The sequence below is a fragment of the Flavobacterium sp. KH_001 genome (assembly GCF_057840745.1).
The window spans coordinates 1,388,145-1,406,722 of the sequence record NZ_CM174520.1 but is presented as its reverse complement, the minus strand read 5'-3'; the positions used below and the strand labels follow the sequence as shown (position 1 = coordinate 1,406,722).

At 34.2% G+C, this 18,578-nt stretch carries 18 protein-coding genes; 17 read left to right on the top strand and 1 reads right to left on the bottom strand.

The window, feature by feature from the left end:
• Positions 1-206 precede the first annotated feature (206 nt).
• Positions 207-1,205, bottom strand: coding sequence for a TlpA family protein disulfide reductase (locus tag AC3ITQ_RS06215; protein ID WP_489237352.1), 999 nt, complete (start codon positions 1,203-1,205; stop codon positions 207-209).
• A 158-nt stretch (positions 1,206-1,363) separates the two neighbouring features.
• On the opposite strand from AC3ITQ_RS06215, the gene aspS reads away from it, so the two are divergent.
• From aspS to AC3ITQ_RS06130, 17 genes are all read left to right on the top strand, one after another.
• The gene (aspS, locus tag AC3ITQ_RS06210) at positions 1,364-3,115 is read left to right on the top strand and encodes an aspartate--tRNA ligase (protein ID WP_489237350.1); all 1,752 of its coding nucleotides are present in this window, start codon (positions 1,364-1,366) and stop codon (positions 3,113-3,115) included.
• Between the two features lie 357 nt (positions 3,116-3,472).
• Positions 3,473-3,667 (top strand): cold-shock protein, encoded by a 195-nt coding sequence (locus AC3ITQ_RS06205; RefSeq protein WP_007137066.1) that lies wholly within the window; start codon positions 3,473-3,475, stop codon positions 3,665-3,667.
• A gap of 241 nt (positions 3,668-3,908) precedes the next feature.
• Positions 3,909-4,274, top strand: a complete 366-nt coding sequence (locus tag AC3ITQ_RS06200; protein ID WP_489237348.1) for an NADH-quinone oxidoreductase subunit A — start codon at positions 3,909-3,911, stop codon at positions 4,272-4,274.
• 156 nt (positions 4,275-4,430) lie between these two features.
• The gene (locus AC3ITQ_RS06195; protein ID WP_056189678.1) at positions 4,431-4,979 is read left to right on the top strand and encodes an NADH-quinone oxidoreductase subunit B; all 549 of its coding nucleotides are present in this window, start codon (positions 4,431-4,433) and stop codon (positions 4,977-4,979) included.
• A 1-nt stretch (position 4,980) separates the two neighbouring features.
• Complete coding sequence (locus tag AC3ITQ_RS06190; RefSeq protein ID WP_489237346.1) at positions 4,981-5,502, top strand: NADH-quinone oxidoreductase subunit C; 522 nt, start codon at positions 4,981-4,983, stop codon at positions 5,500-5,502.
• 25 nt (positions 5,503-5,527) lie between these two features.
• The gene (locus AC3ITQ_RS06185; RefSeq protein WP_489237344.1) at positions 5,528-6,766 is read left to right on the top strand and encodes an NADH-quinone oxidoreductase subunit D; all 1,239 of its coding nucleotides are present in this window, start codon (positions 5,528-5,530) and stop codon (positions 6,764-6,766) included.
• Positions 6,767-6,961: 195 nt separating this feature from the next.
• Positions 6,962-7,492 (top strand): complex I 24 kDa subunit family protein, encoded by a 531-nt coding sequence (locus AC3ITQ_RS06180; RefSeq protein ID WP_026982598.1) that lies wholly within the window; start codon positions 6,962-6,964, stop codon positions 7,490-7,492.
• A gap of 1 nt (position 7,493) precedes the next feature.
• Positions 7,494-8,861: an NADH-quinone oxidoreductase subunit NuoF gene (gene nuoF, locus AC3ITQ_RS06175; RefSeq protein WP_489237342.1), complete on the top strand. Its 1,368-nt coding sequence runs from the start codon at positions 7,494-7,496 to the stop codon at positions 8,859-8,861.
• A gap of 83 nt (positions 8,862-8,944) precedes the next feature.
• The gene (locus tag AC3ITQ_RS06170; RefSeq protein WP_074662550.1) at positions 8,945-9,976 is read left to right on the top strand and encodes an NADH-quinone oxidoreductase subunit G; all 1,032 of its coding nucleotides are present in this window, start codon (positions 8,945-8,947) and stop codon (positions 9,974-9,976) included.
• A complete protein-coding gene (gene nuoH / locus AC3ITQ_RS06165) occupies positions 9,976-11,034 on the top strand; it encodes an NADH-quinone oxidoreductase subunit NuoH (protein ID WP_489237339.1) in 1,059 nt (352 codons plus the stop codon). The genes AC3ITQ_RS06170 and nuoH overlap by 1 nt, the downstream gene beginning before the upstream one ends.
• A gap of 160 nt (positions 11,035-11,194) precedes the next feature.
• A complete protein-coding gene (locus AC3ITQ_RS06160; protein ID WP_026982593.1) occupies positions 11,195-11,740 on the top strand; it encodes a NuoI/complex I 23 kDa subunit family protein in 546 nt (181 codons plus the stop codon).
• A complete protein-coding gene (locus AC3ITQ_RS06155) occupies positions 11,741-12,280 on the top strand; it encodes an NADH-quinone oxidoreductase subunit J family protein (RefSeq protein ID WP_035747761.1) in 540 nt (179 codons plus the stop codon).
• A complete protein-coding gene (gene nuoK / locus AC3ITQ_RS06150) occupies positions 12,280-12,600 on the top strand; it encodes an NADH-quinone oxidoreductase subunit NuoK (RefSeq protein ID WP_026982591.1) in 321 nt (106 codons plus the stop codon). The genes AC3ITQ_RS06155 and nuoK overlap by 1 nt, the downstream gene beginning before the upstream one ends.
• A 6-nt stretch (positions 12,601-12,606) precedes the next feature.
• Complete coding sequence (gene nuoL / locus AC3ITQ_RS06145) at positions 12,607-14,490, top strand: NADH-quinone oxidoreductase subunit L (RefSeq protein ID WP_489237336.1); 1,884 nt, start codon at positions 12,607-12,609, stop codon at positions 14,488-14,490.
• Between the two features lie 10 nt (positions 14,491-14,500).
• Positions 14,501-15,940: a complex I subunit 4 family protein gene (locus AC3ITQ_RS06140; protein WP_489237334.1), complete on the top strand. Its 1,440-nt coding sequence runs from the start codon at positions 14,501-14,503 to the stop codon at positions 15,938-15,940.
• A 63-nt stretch (positions 15,941-16,003) separates the two neighbouring features.
• The gene (locus AC3ITQ_RS06135) at positions 16,004-17,395 is read left to right on the top strand and encodes an NADH-quinone oxidoreductase subunit N (protein WP_072970194.1); all 1,392 of its coding nucleotides are present in this window, start codon (positions 16,004-16,006) and stop codon (positions 17,393-17,395) included.
• Positions 17,396-17,558: 163 nt separating this feature from the next.
• Entirely contained in the window at positions 17,559-18,332 is a 774-nt protein-coding gene (locus tag AC3ITQ_RS06130; RefSeq protein WP_375030774.1) for a Bax inhibitor-1/YccA family protein, read from the top strand.
• The last annotated feature ends 246 nt before the right edge of the window (positions 18,333-18,578 follow it).

Sequence of the window (18,578 nt, the reverse complement as noted above, 5' to 3'; positions counted from 1 at the left end):
TTTAGGTATTAATGTTATCAAATTGTTATCAAATATAGTTAATAGTTTACATTAAACAAACTTTTACTTAACAATTTGGTAACATTGAATAAAAACTTAACATTGGAGATTTTCAAAAAACAAAAAAACCAACGCCGAAGCATTGGTTTTACTGAGATTTTATAAGAATTATAAAATTACTATATCGTTATAATTTTATACAAAAATTAGTTCAATAATGTGTCTAATTGTGTTTGAAGTTCTGGAGAAGAAGGTCTTGCCGCATTCGCGTCTACGATGTTACCTTTTGGATCTATCAAAATAAATCTAGGAATTCCTGTTACATTATAACTGGTTACAAACGCAGATTTCCATTCATTATCTGAGAAAAGCTGAATACCTCCAAGTTGTTTGTCAATTACAAATTTTTGCCATTTATCATGGTCTTTTGGGGTATCAACAGAAACACTTACAAATTCAATATTTTTTCCATGATATTTTTCTTCGATTTTTTGAAGAAAAGGAATCTCTGCTCTACACGGACCGCACCACGTTGCCCAAAGATCAATGTAAACATATTTTCCTTTTAAATCTGAAAGTTTGGTTTTTCCTCCTTTATGATTCTCATAATCAAAATCTGGTGATGGCGTATTGTTCATTTTTGCCATTTCCTGCGCTTGTTTGCGATATTCTCCAATTTCAGCTATCGCACTAACACCATTTTCAGTTTCAATTTTTACAAATTCAGGATCTAATTTTTTATTATTTAATCGAGCCAAATCAGCAGTCTTTTTTTCTTCAACCAATTTATTGAAAGAAGCATTATCTAATGTTAAAACCGAGTCATTATATAATTTTTCATCGGCTAAAATACGTTGTGCTAAAATATTGTTTTCTAAACTTCCTTTACCGGTATACACAATGGACTCATCAAATTGCTTGGCATCCATTTTTAATTTGATATCATAACCGTTTTTCAAAAATAATTCAGTCGATTCAACTCCATCTGACAATCGGCTTCTTCCTCCATCAACCATCAAAGTATCTTTAAAAATGCCTTTTGCATTAACATTAATTGTTTTTACAATTTTTCCATTATTAACAATCTTAATGACATCTCCATTTCTGTTCGCAATATTTGCTTCAAAAGTGACATATTTTTTAGATTGTCCAACTACACTTAACGTGCTGAAAAGCACCAGACCGGCAATAAAAAGTTTCTTCATAAATATCTAAGGTTTGTTTTTAGTATTTCAAATCTAAAGAAATTAAAAGTGCAAATTTTAACAATTAACAAAATATTTCAAATTAATACACATCTAGTTGCATACTTTCTATATTAATTTGAATTTTGTGTTTACTTTTGCAGTCTAAAATTTTGATCATGTATAGAAGTCATAATTGTGGCGAGTTAAACGCCTCAAATATTAATACGGAAGTTACACTAGCGGGTTGGGTTCAAAAATCACGCGATAAAGGATTTATGAATTGGGTTGATTTACGCGACCGTTACGGAATTACACAACTTATTTTCGACGAAAGTCGTACTGATAAAACTGTTTTTGAATTAGCTAAAACGCTTGGTAGAGAATTTGTAATTCAGGTAAAAGGAACTGTTATTGAACGTGAAGCCAAAAACAAAAACATTCCGACTGGTGAAATCGAAATTTTAGTTTCTGAATTAAACATTTTAAATGCAGCTTTAACACCTCCATTTACAATTGAAGACGAAACGGATGGTGGAGAGGATATACGAATGAAATATCGTTATTTAGACATCAGAAGAAATCCTGTAAAAAACAGTTTGCTATTCCGTCATAAAGTAGCGATGGAAGTTCGTAAATATTTATCTGATTTAGATTTCTGCGAAGTTGAAACGCCTTATTTAATCAAATCAACTCCGGAAGGAGCAAGAGATTTTGTCGTACCAAGCCGTATGAACGAAGGACAATTTTATGCGTTACCACAATCGCCACAAACTTTCAAGCAATTATTGATGGTGGGTGGAATGGATAAATATTTCCAAATTGTGAAATGTTTCCGTGATGAAGATTTACGTGCAGACCGTCAGCCTGAGTTTACACAAATCGATTGCGAAATGGCATTTGTGGAACAAGAAGATATTTTGAATGTTTTTGAAGGATTGACAAGACATTTACTAAAAGAGATTAAAGGTATTGAAGTAGACAAATTCCCAAGAATTACCTACGAATATGCTATGAAAACATACGGAAATGACAAACCGGACATCCGTTTCGGAATGGAGTTTGGTGAGTTAAACGAGTATGCACAACACAAAGATTTTCCAGTATTCAATGCTGCAGAATTGGTAGTAGGGATCGCTGTTCCGGGAGCAGGAAATTATACACGTAAAGAAATTGACGGGTTAATTGACTGGGTTAAGCGCCCACAAGTTGGAGCATCAGGAATGGTTTATGCAAAATGCAATGACGATGGAACTTTCAAATCATCTGTAGATAAATTTTATGATCAGGACGATTTAGGACAATGGGCAAAAATTACAGGTGCAAAACCTGGCGACATGATTTTTGTACTTTCCGGACCGGCAAACAAAACACGTGCACAACTTTCAGCACTTCGTATGGAATTGGCAACTCGTTTAGGATTACGTAATCCTGAAGAATTTGCTCCATTATGGGTTGTAGATTTCCCATTATTGGAACTTGATGAAGAAAGTGGACGCTACCATGCAATGCACCATCCGTTTACATCTCCAAAACCAGAAGACATGCAATTATTGGAAACTGAACCAGGAAAAGTTCGTGCCAATGCGTATGATATGGTATTAAACGGAAATGAAATTGGAGGAGGATCAATTCGTATTCACGATAAAGCTACCCAACAATTAATGTTCAAATATTTAGGATTTACGGAAGAAGAAGCAAAAGCACAATTCGGTTTCTTAATGGATGCTTTCCAATTTGGAGCACCACCACACGGAGGATTAGCATTTGGATTGGACAGACTTGTTGCTATTTTAGGAGGCCAGGAAACGATTAGAGATTTCATTGCTTTTCCAAAAAACAATTCAGGACGTGACGTAATGATTGATGCGCCTGCAACAATTGATGATGCTCAACTAAAAGAATTACATATTAAAGTTGATATTCAATAAAATTCTAAAGAATTTCATAATACAAAACTGCAATTATCTTTTTAGTTGCAGTTTTTTTTGTTTCATTTCCTAATTCTCAAAAACATAACAAAAGGCAACCTTTATCACAATTACTTTCTAAATTATTCAACAATTACAATAATTGTCAAAATGACCTTAAAGTCAGACTAATTTTTCCTAGTTCGTTTCCTACAATTAATGATTCTCAAATAAAGCACATCTGTATAGAATTTGATGCAATATAAATAGCGAAAAGACTGTGAATCAATAATTTTTACAAAAAATTAACACCTTATTGTCTTTTGTATGAATTTATATCTTACATTTGCTTCATTATAAATTATTATTACAATTACAATGCGTACAGGTACAGTAAAATTTTTCAATGAATCTAAAGGTTATGGATTCATTACAGACGAAGAAACAGGAAAAGATATCTTCGTTCACGCTTCAGGAATTAACGCGGAAGAATTACGCGAAGGTGACCGTGTAAGCTATGAAGAAGAAGAAGGAAGAAAAGGGAAAGTTGCTGCTAAAGTAGCAGTAATCTAAGAAAAATATAGCAATTTATTTTTTTTGCCTCTGAATGGTTTTGAAAACGTCCCGAAGTATCGGGACGTTTTTTTTTGCTCAAATCTTAAAAAAATATTAAAATTGGAGAATGTTATTTATAATCAATAAAAATTAGATGCAAACGCCGTTTCCCAACATACTTAAATCATTTTTTATCTTGTGATTTACATAGTTGAAAGTTATCTTTGTGGCTTATTCTTTAAGTAAAAACCCTAAGTTTATGCAATCTGATCAATACAGTTACATTCCTATTCTAATGCAGTTCATTTTAGCTGTTGGTTTCGTAGTAGGAACAATTATTATTTCTGGAAAATTAGGTCCAAAAAGAACCTCTGAAATTAAGGACAAAAACTTTGAGTGCGGTATCGAATCTGTTGGTAATGCCCGTATTCCGTTTTCAGTAAAATACTTTCTGGTAGCAATCCTGTTTGTATTGTTTGACGTAGAGGTTATTTTCCTATATCCATGGGCAGTAAACTTTAAGGAATTAGGAATGGAAGGAATGCTGAAAATGGTTGTTTTCATGTCGCTTCTTTTAGTTGGTTTTTTCTATATCATTAAAAAGAAAGCACTAGACTGGGAATAAAGAAATTTTAGATTTCAGATCTTAGATTTTAGATTGATTTAGAATTTTAGATTTGGAAAGATAATTTCTTAAAATATAATATTGATTTTTAAATATTGATTTCGATTTACAGGATTTACAAAATCTAAAATCAGAAATCTAAAATCTAAAATAAAAATGAGCGATTCAAATGTAAATATGGTTGCGCCGCCGGAAGGAGTTGTAGGAGAAGGTTTCTTCGCTACAAAACTAAATGACGTTGTAGGTTTAGCAAGAGCCAATTCATTATGGCCATTACCTTTTGCAACTTCATGCTGTGGTATCGAATTCATGGCTACAATGGCGTCTCACTACGATTTAGCACGATTTGGTTCTGAGCGTGTGAGTTTCTCTCCTCGTCAGGCAGATATGTTAATGGTAATGGGAACTATTTCTAAAAAAATGGCGCCTATTTTAAGACAGGTTTACGAACAAATGGCTGAACCTCGTTGGGTAATTGCTGTTGGAGCTTGTGCTTCATCAGGCGGAATCTTCGATACTTATTCTGTTTTACAAGGAATTGATAAAGTAATTCCGGTTGACGTTTACGTTCCGGGATGTCCTCCAAGACCAGAACAAATTGTTGATGGAGTAATGAAACTTCAGGAATTGGTAAGAAGCGAATCTGTTAGACGCAGAAGTTCTCCAGAATACCAAGAATTACTAGCTTCATATAATATTTCATAAGATGGCCTTAGAAAATACCCTGATTCAAGATAAACTTACAGAAACATTTGACACAAGTGTTTTTAACTTTCAACAAGAAAGAGATATTTTTTCAATAGAAACAACAGCGGATAAAATCACTGCTTTAATTCTTTTTTTGAAAAATGATTCTGATTTACGTTTTCACTTTTTAACTGATTTATGCGGAATTCACTATCCGGACAACGAAACAGATCGTCAGTTCGCGATAGTATATCATTTGCACAATTGGTACGAAAACAAACGTATCAGAATCAAAGTATACCTTAATGGTGAAAAACCAGAGATAAAAACCATTTCAAATATTTTCTTAAGCTCCAACTGGATGGAAAGAGAAACTTACGATTTTTTCGGGATTAACTTTATTGGACATCCGCAATTGAAACGTATTTTGAATATGGACGAAATGATCTCTTTCCCAATGCGAAAAGAATTCCCAATGGAAGACAGCGGAAGAACGGATAAAGACGACAGATTCTTTGGAAGAACAACAACAAATTGCTAAAAAATAAATAATTCAACATTATAAAATGTCAGAACTATTATTACCACCAGAGCATCGATATGCTAAAATAATAAACGAGAAACTAAACGAAGACGGAAGCGAGCTTTCAGTATTGAATTTAGGTCCAACTCACCCTGCAACTCACGGTATTTTTCAGAATATCTTATTGATGGATGGTGAAAGAATTCTTGAGGCTGAACCAACTATTGGTTATATCCACAGAGCATTCGAAAAAATTGCTGAAAATCGTCCTTTCTATCAAATTACGCCTCTTACCGACCGTATGAACTATTGCTCCTCTCCTATCAATAATATGGGATGGTGGATGACTTTAGAGAAATTGTTAAATATTGAAGTTCCTAAAAGAGCGCAATATTTAAGAGTTATCGTAATGGAATTAGCCCGTATTACAGACCACTTAATCTGTAACTCGATTTTGGGTGTAGATACTGGTGCGTATACTGGTTTCTTATACGTTTTTCAATTTAGAGAAAAAGTTTACGAGATCTACGAAGAAATTTGTGGTGCTCGTTTAACAACAAATATGGGAAGAATCGGTGGTTTCGAAAGAGACTGGTCACCAGAAGCTTTCCGCAAATTAGATGTGTTTTTAAGAGATTTTCCTGTCGCCTGGCAAGAATTTGAAAACTTATTTGAAAGAAACAGAATTTTCCTTGACAGAACTGTAAATGTAGGTGCAATCTCAGCAGAGCAAGCAATGGCCTACGGATTTACAGGTCCAAATTTACGTGCTGCAGGTGTTGATTACGACGTTCGTGTTGCACAGCCTTATTCATCTTACGAAGATTTCGATTTTATTGTTCCTGTTGGAAAATCAGGTGATACATACGATCGTTTCTGCGTTCGTAATGCTGAAGTTCGCGAAAGTTTAAGCATTATTCGTCAGGCTTTAGATAAAATGCCGCCCGGAAATGAATACCACGCAGAAGTTCCGGATTACTACCTGCCTCCAAAAGAAGATGTTTACACTTCAATGGAATCTTTAATTTATCACTTTAAGATTGTAATGGGAGAAGTTCCTGTACCAGTTGCAGAAATTTACCACCCGGTTGAAGGAGGAAATGGAGAGTTAGGATTTTATTTAGTTACTGACGGAAGCAGAACTCCATATAGATTACATTTCAGAAGACCTTGCTTTATTTATTACCAGGCCTATCCTGAAATGATTAAAGGTGCTTTATTATCAGATGCAATTGTTATCCTTTCAAGTTTAAATGTTATTGCAGGAGAGTTAGACGCGTAAAGAATTTTAGATTGAAGATTTTAGATTTTAGATTGTAAAAAGCATCCATAAAATTTAAATTGAAAATCTAAACATTAGATAGAATTGAAGAATTCAGATCAAAAGATCTAAAAACTAATAATAGGATTGCAGAATATGGATTAAGGACAAAGATTGAAAAAATCTAAAATCTAAAATCTAAAATCTAAAATAAAAATGGAACGTAAACATTACAAACAAGAAATAAACATGACTGAAGCATTGATGACCCGCATCAATGAATTGATCAGTCATTATCCTGAAGACAAAAGAAAATCAGCTTTGTTGCCTGTTTTGCATGAAGTGCAGGACGCTCACGATAACTGGTTAAGCACTGAGTTACAGGATAAAGTTGCTGAAATTTTGCACATCAAACCAATTGAGGTTTACGAAGTGGTTACTTTTTATACCATGTACAACCAAAAACCAATTGGAAAATACATGTTCGAATTCTGCCAGACTTCTTGTTGTTGTTTAAATGGTGCTGAAAATTTAATGGATTATACTTCTGAAAAATTAGGCATTAAGATGGGAGAAACAACTCCAGACGGAATGTTTACCATTGCCGGAGTAGAATGTTTAGGTGCTTGCGGATATGCTCCGATGATGCAGTTAGGCGATTTCTACAAAGAAAAATTGACAGAAGAAAAAATCGATCAGTTAATCGCTGATTGTAGAGATGATAAAATAATATTACACGATAAATAAGATGTCACAGAAAATATTATTAGATAAAATCAATGTTCCGGGTATTAAAACCTACGAAGTTTATCGCCAAAATGGTGGTTATGCTTCTGTAGAAAAAGCTTTGAAAACACTTACGCCAGACGAAGTTGTTGAAGAAGTAAAAAAATCAGGACTTCGTGGTCGTGGTGGTGCGGGTTTCCCTGCCGGAATGAAATGGAGTTTTATTGATAAAAAATCAGGTAAACCAAGACACTTAGTTTGCAATGCCGACGAGTCTGAACCGGGAACTTTCAAAGATCGTTATTTGATGGAATTTATTCCTCACTTATTGATCGAAGGAATGATTACTTCTAGTTTTGCCTTAGGCGCTAACCTTTCGTATATCTACATTCGTGGAGAATATATGTGGGTTTTCAAAATTTTAGAAAGAGCAATCGCCGAAGCAAAAGCTGCCGGTTGGTTAGGAAAAAATATATTAGGAACAGGTTATGATTTAGAACTTCATGTTCACTGTGGAGCCGGAGCTTATATTTGTGGAGAAGAAACTGCACTTATTGAGTCTTTGGAAGGTAAGAGAGGAAATCCTCGTATTAAACCACCTTTCCCTGCGGTTTCTGGACTTTGGGCAAACCCAACTGTGGTAAACAATGTTGAAACTATTGCAGCTGTGCCTTGGATCATCAACAACTCTGGAGATGATTACGCAAAAATCGGAATTGGACGTTCAACCGGAACTAAATTAATTTCTGCGTCAGGACACATTAAAAATCCGGGAGTTTACGAAATTGAATTAGGCTTAAGTGTTGACGAGTTCATGAATTCTGATGAGTATTTAGGCGGAATGTCTTCAAGCAGACCTTTGAAAGCGTTTGTTCCTGGAGGATCTTCAGTGCCAATTTTACCAGCTGAATTGATTTTCAAAACAGCAAACGGCGAAGACAGATTAATGACTTACGAATCTTTAAGTGATGGTGGTTTTGCTACCGGATCAATGTTAGGTTCAGGAGGATTTATCGTGTATAATGATACTGCTTGTGTAGTAAGAAATACATGGAATTTTGCACGTTTTTACCACCACGAATCTTGTGGGCAATGTACACCTTGCCGTGAAGGAACTGGTTGGTTAGAAAAAATCTTGTGGAGAATTGAAAACGGTCAGGGCCGTGAAGAAGATATAGAATTATTGTGGAGTATTCAAAGTAAAATCGAGGGTAACACAATTTGCCCACTTGGCGACGCAGCTTCCTGGCCAGTAGCAGCAGCGATCCGTCATTTTAGAGATGAATTTGAATATCACGTTCGTTTCCCTGAAAAAATTAAAAACAGAGATCACTTTGTTGCTGAACCTTTCTCGCAAGTGAAACATTTAGTAGGCAAATTAACAGTATAAAAAAGTTTCAAGTTTCAAGTTTTTTTAGTTTCAAGTGAAAACCTGAAACGTGAAACCTGAAACTAAAAAAACAAAATTAAGAGATGAAAGTAACCATAGACGGTCAAAGTATAGACGTAGAGCCAGGAACAACGATCCTGCAGGCTGCACGTATGATTGGTGGAGATTTGGTACCGCCAGCCATGTGCTATTACTCAAAATTAAAAGGCAGCGGCGGAAAATGTCGTTGTTGTTTAGTTGAAGTTGCTAAAGGTAGTGAAGCTGACCCAAGACCAATGCCAAAATTAATGGCATCTTGTGTAACAGGATGTATGGACGGAATGGAAGTAAACAGTAAATCTTCTGACAGAGTAACGGAAGCCCGTAAATCTGTAACAGAATTTTTATTAATCAATCACCCATTGGATTGCCCGGTTTGTGATCAGGCTGGTGAATGTGATCTTCAAAACTTAAGTTTTGAGCACGGAAATCCAAAGTCGCGTTTTATTGAAGAAAAAAGAACATTTGAACCAGAAGATATTGGTCCAAATATTCAACTACATATGAACCGTTGTATTTTATGTCAAAGATGTGTACAAGTTGCAGATCAATTGACAGACAACAGAGTTCACGGAGTATTAGATCGTGGAGATCATGCTAATATTTCAACAGGAATCTCAAAAGCTATCGACAATGAATTCTCTGGAAATATGATTGACGTATGTCCGGTTGGAGCATTAACGGATAAAACTTTCCGTTTCAAATCAAGAGTTTGGTTCAACAAACCATACAATGCACACAGAGAGTGTACAACTCCGGGATGTTGTGGAAAAACTACTGTTTGGATGTTTGGAGGAGAAATTCAACGTGTAACAGGTCGTAAAGACGAGTACCATGAAGTGGAAGAATTCATCTGTAACTCTTGTCGTTTTGATCACAAAAATGTAAATGACTGGGTTATTGAAGGACCAAGAGAATTTGAAAAAGATTCTGTTATCAACCAAAATAACTACACTCAAAAATTAGAGAAAGTAGAAATTGATACTGAAAAAACTATCCTTATGGGTAGAGATATTGACCGTAAAAAAATTAGTATGGCTGAAATTCCATTAAACACTAACAACAAAATTTCTTAATGATGGTAGATGGTACGTTTATTATAGAGAAAAGTGTTGTAATTGTGGTGGTCTTTGCTATAACAATGATTATGGCGATGTATTCTACCTGGGCTGAACGTAAAGTTGCGGCTTTTCTTCAGGACCGTGTAGGACCAAACCGTGCTGGTTGGGGTGGATTATTACAACCACTTGCGGATGGTATGAAATTATTCTCAAAAGAAGAATTTGAGCCAAATACACCTAATAAATTTTTATTCGTTGTGGGTCCGGCAATTGCCATGAGTACGGCTTTGATGACCAGTGCTGTAATTCCTTGGGGAGACAGACTTCATGTTTTTGGACGTGATGTTCTTTTACAGGCAACAGATGTAAATATTGCTTTATTATATGTTTTCGGAGTAATTTCTGTTGGAGTTTACGGAATCATGATTGGTGGATGGGCTTCAAACAATAAATTTTCTTTGATGGGAGCTGTTCGTGCGGCTTCGCAAATGGTTTCTTATGAAGTTGCTATGGGATTGTCAATGATTGCCTTATTGATGATGACTGGAACTTTAAGCTTAAAAGAAATTTCTGAGCAACAAGCAGGAATGAATTGGAACGTTTTTTACCAACCGTTATCCTTCTTGATTTTCCTGATTTGTGCTTTCGCAGAAACAAACAGAACGCCTTTCGATTTAGCAGAATGTGAATCTGAGTTGATTGGTGGATATCATACTGAATATTCATCCATGAAAATGGGATTCTATTTATTTGCTGAGTATGCCAATATGTTTATCTCGGCTACCATTATATCAGTATTGTTTTTTGGAGGATACAATTATCCTGGAATGCAATGGATGGTAGAAAATGTGGGAGTTAATATTGCTAATGTTTTAGGAATTGCAGTATTGTTTGCTAAAATATGCTTCTGGATCTTTTTCTACATGTGGGTTCGTTGGACAATTCCAAGATTTAGATATGATCAGTTAATGAATTTAGGATGGAAAATTTTGATTCCACTTTCGATCCTTAATATCATAATTACAGGGGTTGTAATTTTAAGACATGATATCGCAGCATACTTAGGGTTTTAATACCTGAGTGCCCTAGCCCTGATAGAAGCGGCATCCTTTTATGGTGGGGTTCACCATAAAAGATACAGCGAATAGCAGGATTAGCTTCAAATTAAAAATAAAACAGATTTTGGATTTGACTTAACCATCAAATTGTGAATCGTAAATCATACATTAAAAAATGTCAATAGAAACTATATCATTATCGGGTAGAAAAAAGATGGTCTCGAACAAAGAGATGACTTTTTGGGAGCGATTGTATCTTGTGGCGATTGTGAAAGGATTGCTTATTACACTTAAGCACCTTTTCAGAAAGAAAGTAACCATTCATTATCCGGAACAAGTACGTGAAATGAGTCCGGTTTATCGTGGTCAACACCAGTTGAAGCGCGATGAGCAAGGTCGTGAGAACTGTACAGCTTGTGGATTATGTGCCTTATCATGTCCAGCTGAAGCAATCACAATGAAAGCTGCTGAGCGCAAACCAGATGAAAAACATTTGTACAGAGAAGAAAAATATGCTGAGATTTATGAAATCAATATGTTACGTTGTATTTTCTGTGGTCTTTGTGAAGAAGCTTGCCCGAAAGATGCCATTTATTTGACAACTTCAAAAGTGTTGGTTCCTTCTAGTTATGAAAGAGAAGATTTCATTTTTGGAAAAGACAGATTAGTGATGCCTCTTGATGTGGCGATCAAAAATGCTCAACTTAATAATGCTAACTAAATGATACATATTCCTGATTTTGCACACGCAACAACTGTACAAATTATATTTTGTTTCTTAGCGTTTATTACGGTGATTACCGCATTTTTGACCATTTTTAGTAGAAATCCAATTCATAGTGCTATTTATTTAGTAATCTGTTTCTTTTCAATTGCTGGTCATTATTTATTATTAAACTCTCAATTTTTGGCTATCGTACATATTATAGTCTATTCGGGGGCGATTATGATTTTGTTCCTGTTCACGATTATGTTAATGAATTTAAACGAACGCCATCAGGTCCACAGACCTAGAATTACACGTTTGGGCGCTATTGTTTCTTTCTGTTTAATTGTTATTGTATTGATTACAATTTTCATCAATTCTAAACCAATTGTTGGAGAATATGATTCGACTGGAGAAGATTTTCAATCTATAAAAGTATTAGGTAAAATATTATTGAACGAATATATGGTTCCGTTTGAATTTGCTTCGATTTTACTTTTAGTAGCCATGATTGGAACAGTATTATTGTCTAAAAAAGAAAAATTAAATAAATAATGGGTAATATATTAAATCAAATAGGTATTGAAAACTACATCTTTTTAAGTGTTGTACTTTTTTGTATTGGTGTTTTTGGTGTATTGTACAGACGAAATGCTATTATCGTTTTCATGTCTATCGAAATCATGTTGAATGCAGTTAACCTTTTATTTGTTGCTTTTTCAACGTATCATCAAGATGCACAGGGACAAGTTTTTGTGTTCTTTTCGATGGCAGTTGCTGCAGCAGAAGTTGCGGTAGGATTGGCCATTCTGGTTTCTATTTTTAGAAATTTAGGCTCAATTAGTATCGATAATTTAAAAAATTTAAAAGGATAAATGGAAATGGATACCAATTTAGCTTTAGTCTTAGTTTTATCTCCTTTTTTAGGATTTTTAATCAATGTTTTTTTCGGGAAAAGCTTAGGAAAAACGGTTTCGGGTATTATCGGAACAGTTGCCGTAGCAGTTTCTTTTGTGGTTACTCTTATACTTTTTAATCAAATTACTTCAACTGGAAAATCCATTCAGGTAACTTTATTTGACTGGATCCAGATCAGTAATCTTCATATTGATTTAGGATTTTTATTAGATCAACTCTCTGTTCTTTGGTTGCTTTTTGTAACCGGAATTGGATCATTGATTCACTTATACTCTATCAGTTACATGCACGACGATGAGAATATGCATAAGTTTTTTGCGTATTTGAATCTGTTCATATTCTTCATGATTACATTGGTAACCGGAAGTAACTTATTAGTATTATTTATTGGATGGGAAGGCGTTGGACTTTGTTCGTACTTATTAATTGGATTCTGGCATAAAAACCAGGATTACAATGATGCTGCGAAAAAAGCTTTCATCATGAACAGAATTGGAGATTTAGGTTTATTAATCGGAATGTTCATTCTTGGTGCAATGTTTTCCACCTTAGATTATGCAACTTTAAAAACGGCGATTGCCGGAGCGACAAATCTAAACATACCTTTGCTTTCGTTAGCAGCTTTATGTTTATTTATTGGAGCTTGTGGTAAATCAGCTCAAATTCCGTTATACACCTGGTTACCTGATGCGATGGCTGGACCAACTCCGGTTTCTGCCTTGATTCACGCAGCGACGATGGTTACTGCAGGTATCTTTATGGTAACGAGATTAAACTTTGTTTTTGATTTAGCGCCAGCCGTTCAGACTGTAATTGCTATTGTTGGAGCTATAACTTCATTAGTTGCTGCAACAATTGGTTTGGTTCAGACTGACATTAAAAAAGTATTGGCCTACTCTACCGTTTCTCAATTAGGATTAATGTTTTTAGCCTTAGGATTCGGTGCTTATGAAGTAGCCGTTTTTCACGTAATTACACATGCTTTCTTTAAAGCTTGTTTGTTCTTAGGATCAGGATCTGTAATTCACGGATTGCACGGAGAGCAAGATATGAGTAAAATGGGTGGTTTGCGTAAAGCAATGCCAATCACTTTCTGGACTATGTTGATTTCATCATTAGCGATTTCAGGTGTGCCATTTTTCTCTGGTTTCTTCTCTAAAGATGAAATTTTAATGACTGCTTTTCACCACAGTATTCCACTTTACGTTATTGGATCTGTTGCTTCAATCATGACGGCATTTTATATGTTCCGATTGATGTTCCTTACTTTCTTTAAAGATTTTAGAGGAACTGAAGAGCAAAAACATCATTTACACGAAAGTGACGGATTAATTACTTTCCCATTAATGATATTAGCTTTGTTAGCCACTTTTGGAGGTCTTATTAGTCTTCCTGGAAACAGCTGGTTAAATGAATATATGGCTCCTCTTTTCACGAAAGTAGCCGGAGAAGAGCACCATTTAGGCACGACAGAATATACTCTTATGGGAGTTGCTGTTTTAGGTGGATTGATCGGTATCTTGATTGCATATATTAAATATTTCAAACAAGATAATGTTCCTGAAGCTGACGAAAACATTACTGGTTTAACCAAGGTTTTATATAACAAATATTATGTAGACGAAATTTACGATGCAATATTTGTACGCTCTATAAATGGATTGTCAAAATTCTTTAGAGACTATGTTGAAACTGGTTTATCTGCAGTTGTTTTCGGATTAGGCAAAGTGACTAATGAACTGGCTTTTCAAGGTAAAAAATTACAAAACGGAAGTATCGGATTATATCTGTTTGCTTTTGTTTTGGGTCTTTGTGCCATTATTTCCTATATATTTTTAGCTCAATAATTTTATAACTATGAACGTTTCTCTTATATTAATTATTCTTTTAATTGGTGCATTTGTCACTTATTTTGCTGGCGATAAACTAGCATCAAAAGTAGCTTTGTTCTTTAGTTTGGCAGCTTTGGGCTGTTCGGTTGTCTTGTTAAATCATTTTTGTGCTGGTGAAAACATCAGTGTAATTAATGCGTGGATTACACAACCTAAAATTTCATTTGCTTTAAATGCTGATGGATTGGCAATTGCTATGCTTTTATTGACTGTAGCTTTAACGCCAATTATTATATTCTCTTCTTTTGGGAATGAATATAAAAACGCTAAAGCTTTTTATGCTTTAATTTTATTTATGGCTTTTGCAATGACAGGAACTTTCCTGGCTGCAGACGGTCTTTTATATTATATTTTCTGGGAATTAGCCTTAATTCCGATTTACTTTATCGCACTTATTTGGGGTAATGGTGATGCTGAAGAACGCAGAAAAGCAGTGGTAAAATTCTTTATTTACACACTTGCCGGTTCATTGTTCATGTTAATAGCTTTCATTTACTTATACCAAAAAGCCGGAAGTTTCTTAATCGAGGATTTATACAAAGTAAATTTATCTGCTGATGAACAGCTTTGGATATTCTTAGCTTTCTTTTTAGCTTACGCAATCAAAATTCCAATTATTCCTTTCCATACATGGCAGGCAAATGTGTACCAAAAAGCACCAACTGTTGGAACTATGCTTTTATCTGGTATCATGCTAAAAATGGGATTATATAGTGTTATTCGTTGGCAATTGCCAATTGCACCTCTTGCTGCAAAAGAATACATGCATATTTTCATTGCTTTAGGAGTTGCTGGTGTAATCTACGGATCAATCGTTGCTTTGAGACAAAAAGATTTAAAGAAATTATTAGCCTATTCTTCTCTTGCTCACGTTGGATTAATTGCTGCAGGAACTTATACTTTAACAGTTGATGGTTTACGTGGAGCCGTTTTACAAATGATCGCTCACGGTTTTGTTGTAGTTGGATTATTCTACGCAGCTGAAATCATTTATAGAAGATATGAAACAAGAAACATTTCAGAAATGGGTGGTATCCGCACACAGTCGCCAAAATTCACTTCTATGTTTTTAATTTTGGTTTTAGCTTCGGTAGCTTTGCCAGGTACTTTTAACTTCATTGGAGAATTTACGGTTTTATATAGTCTTTCTCAAATCAATATCTGCTTCGCTGTTTTAGGTGGAACAACTATTATTTTAGGAGCTTACTATATGCTTAAGATGTTTCAGGGTGTGATGTTAGGAGAAACGAATTCGAAAACTTTTGCAGATGTAACTATTAATGAAGGAATCTCATTAGTAGTAATTATAGCTGTTTTAATTTTCTTCGGATTTTATCCAAAACCAATTACAGATTTGATTACACCAAGTTTAGAAACGATTTTGAACGTTATCAATAAAAATTAATATTTTAAATAAAAATAAATTAGGGCATCTGTAGTTTGGATTTCCTAAATCAAAAAAGCAAAAATGAATACATTAATAGCTATAACAGGATTGGGTATTTTCTGCCTATTATTTGAAATTCTTAATTTAAGAAAAGCCATTGTTCCAATAACGATTCTGGGTTTATTGGGCGTTTTGGCAATTAATTTTTCTGAATTTGGATCAACAGAAAGTTACTACAACAATATGATCACAGTGAGTAAATTCTCTACTGCGTTTTCTTCATTGTTCATCATCCTGACCATTTTCCTAGTGGCATTAAGTCATAATTTCTATGAAAACCATCCAACCAAAATTTCAGATTTTGTTGCTATAAAAATATTTTTATTAGCTGGTGGAGTTGCAATGGTTTCTTTTGGAAACTTAGCAATGTTTTTCTTAGGAATCGAAATTTTATCAATTGCATTGTATGTACTTGCTGCAAGTGAGCGTTTGAATCTGAAAAGTAACGAAGCCGGTATGAAATACTTTTTGATGGGATCTTTCGCATCAGGAATTATCTTATTTGGTATTTGTTTAATTTACGGTGCTATGGGAAGTTTTGACGTTGTTGAAATCAGCGAAAGTTCTTTATCTGCTGAATTACCAATATGGTTTCCTATTGGAATGGTTTTAATGGTAATCGGAATGTTATTTAAAGTAGCTGCAGTTCCATTTCACTTTTGGGCTCCGGACGTTTATGAAGGATCACCTGCATTGACAACTGCTTTAATGAGTACCTTGGCAAAAGTTGTCGCTATTGCAACATTGTATAAATTAATCTCAGCATTGAATTTAATTCCATCACTTGAGAATCAGGATTTATTACCAACTTTTGAAACTATTGTAGTTATCATTTCTATTGCTTCCATGACTGTTGGAAATATTATGGCTTTGCGTCAGGTAAATGTAAAACGTATGTTAGCATTCTCAGGAATCTCACATGCAGGTTTTATGTTGATGACTTTATTAACGATCGCTACATCTGCTGGTGTTTTATTATATTATACAGCCGCTTATGCATTAGCCGGAATCGCTGCATTTAGTGTTATATTATATGTTTGCAAAAATCAGGACAATGAAGACATTACCAATTTCCATGGTTTAGGAAAAACGAATCCGTTATTGGCTGCAATATTAACTGGATCCTTATTATCAATGGCAGGTATTCCAATTTTCTCTGGATTTTTTGCCAAATTATTCTTATTCAACCAAACAATCGAATCTGGTTACATCGCTTTAGTAATTGTAGCTGTTATCAACTCAATCATCAGTGTTGGATATTATTTCAAACTAATTCTGGCAATGTATTCTAAAGAACCAAATCAGGAACGTACCGGAAAACCATTTCTTATTTATGCTGTAGCAATCGTTTCTATGGTATTAAATATTGTTTTAGGTTTGTTCCCATCTTTAGTTTTAGATTTATTGAACTAAATATTTCATCAAAATAAATACAAGTCCATCAAGAGTTTTTTTGATGGACTTTTTATTTTAAAGCCTTTTTAAGTAACGAAAATTTCATGTTAAAAATTTAACGCAAACAATTGCACTTCAAAAAAACTCCATATATTTGAATACAATTAAATGTATTAGAAATATGAACTTCAATTCAAAAAATCCATTTTTAAGCGACAAGCGTTTTTCATCAAATGCTGTTTCAAAAGCTGAAGAAGTGCACGAAGCAAAGATTATTGATTACAATCAGGAAATGACTTTGTCAGGTACTATCAATAAAACAGCTATTTTATTTTTAATTTTAACGGCTGCTGCTATGGTAACATGGTGGATGGCATTTAACGGAATGAATCCAATTGTACCCGCTTTTGGAGGTGCAATTATTGGTTTAATTCTAGTTGTTGTGTCTTCTTTCAAACCCCATCTTTCTCCTTATTTAGCACCAGGTTATGCCTTATTTGAAGGTTTATTTATTGGAGGAATCTCTGCTATTTTTGAAATAAAATATCCCGGAATTGTTGTGAACGCTGTTAGCGCAACCTTAGTAACGTTCTTAGTTTGCTTAGGTTTATATAAATTTAAAATTGTAAAAGTTACAGAGCAGTTCAAATCTGTAGTTATTGCTTCTACACTGGCAATAGCAACGTACTATTTGTTTTCATGGCTAGCTTCTCTAATTTTCAATTTCACACCAGTGCATTATGGAAACGGTATGATGAGTATTGGAATTAGTGTTTTTGTCATTATTATTGCCGCTTTAAATCTTTTCTTAGATTTTGACCAAATCGAAAAAGGAGTTCAACAAAGAATGCCAAAATTCATGGAGTGGTTTGGCGCTATGGGATTAATGATCACGCTAGTTTGGTTGTACGTTGAATTTTTAAGATTACTATCTAAATTATCAAGTAAAGACTAAATTTACTTTTCAACATATTTTAAAAGCCTTTTTGAATTTTCAAGAGGGCTTTTTTTTATGCGATAATTTTACCTTCATTTTATCCACTTCCGTAAAAAAAAGAAGAATGCTTTTTAAGCTAAGCCATTAAAAAAGGAATCGAATAAACTCTTTTTTAATGAAAATTTACTGCTTTAAAAAATTAAAAAGTAATCTTTTTCATTCAAAAATATAGTAGTGTCCAAATAATTGATTTAAAATTAAAAA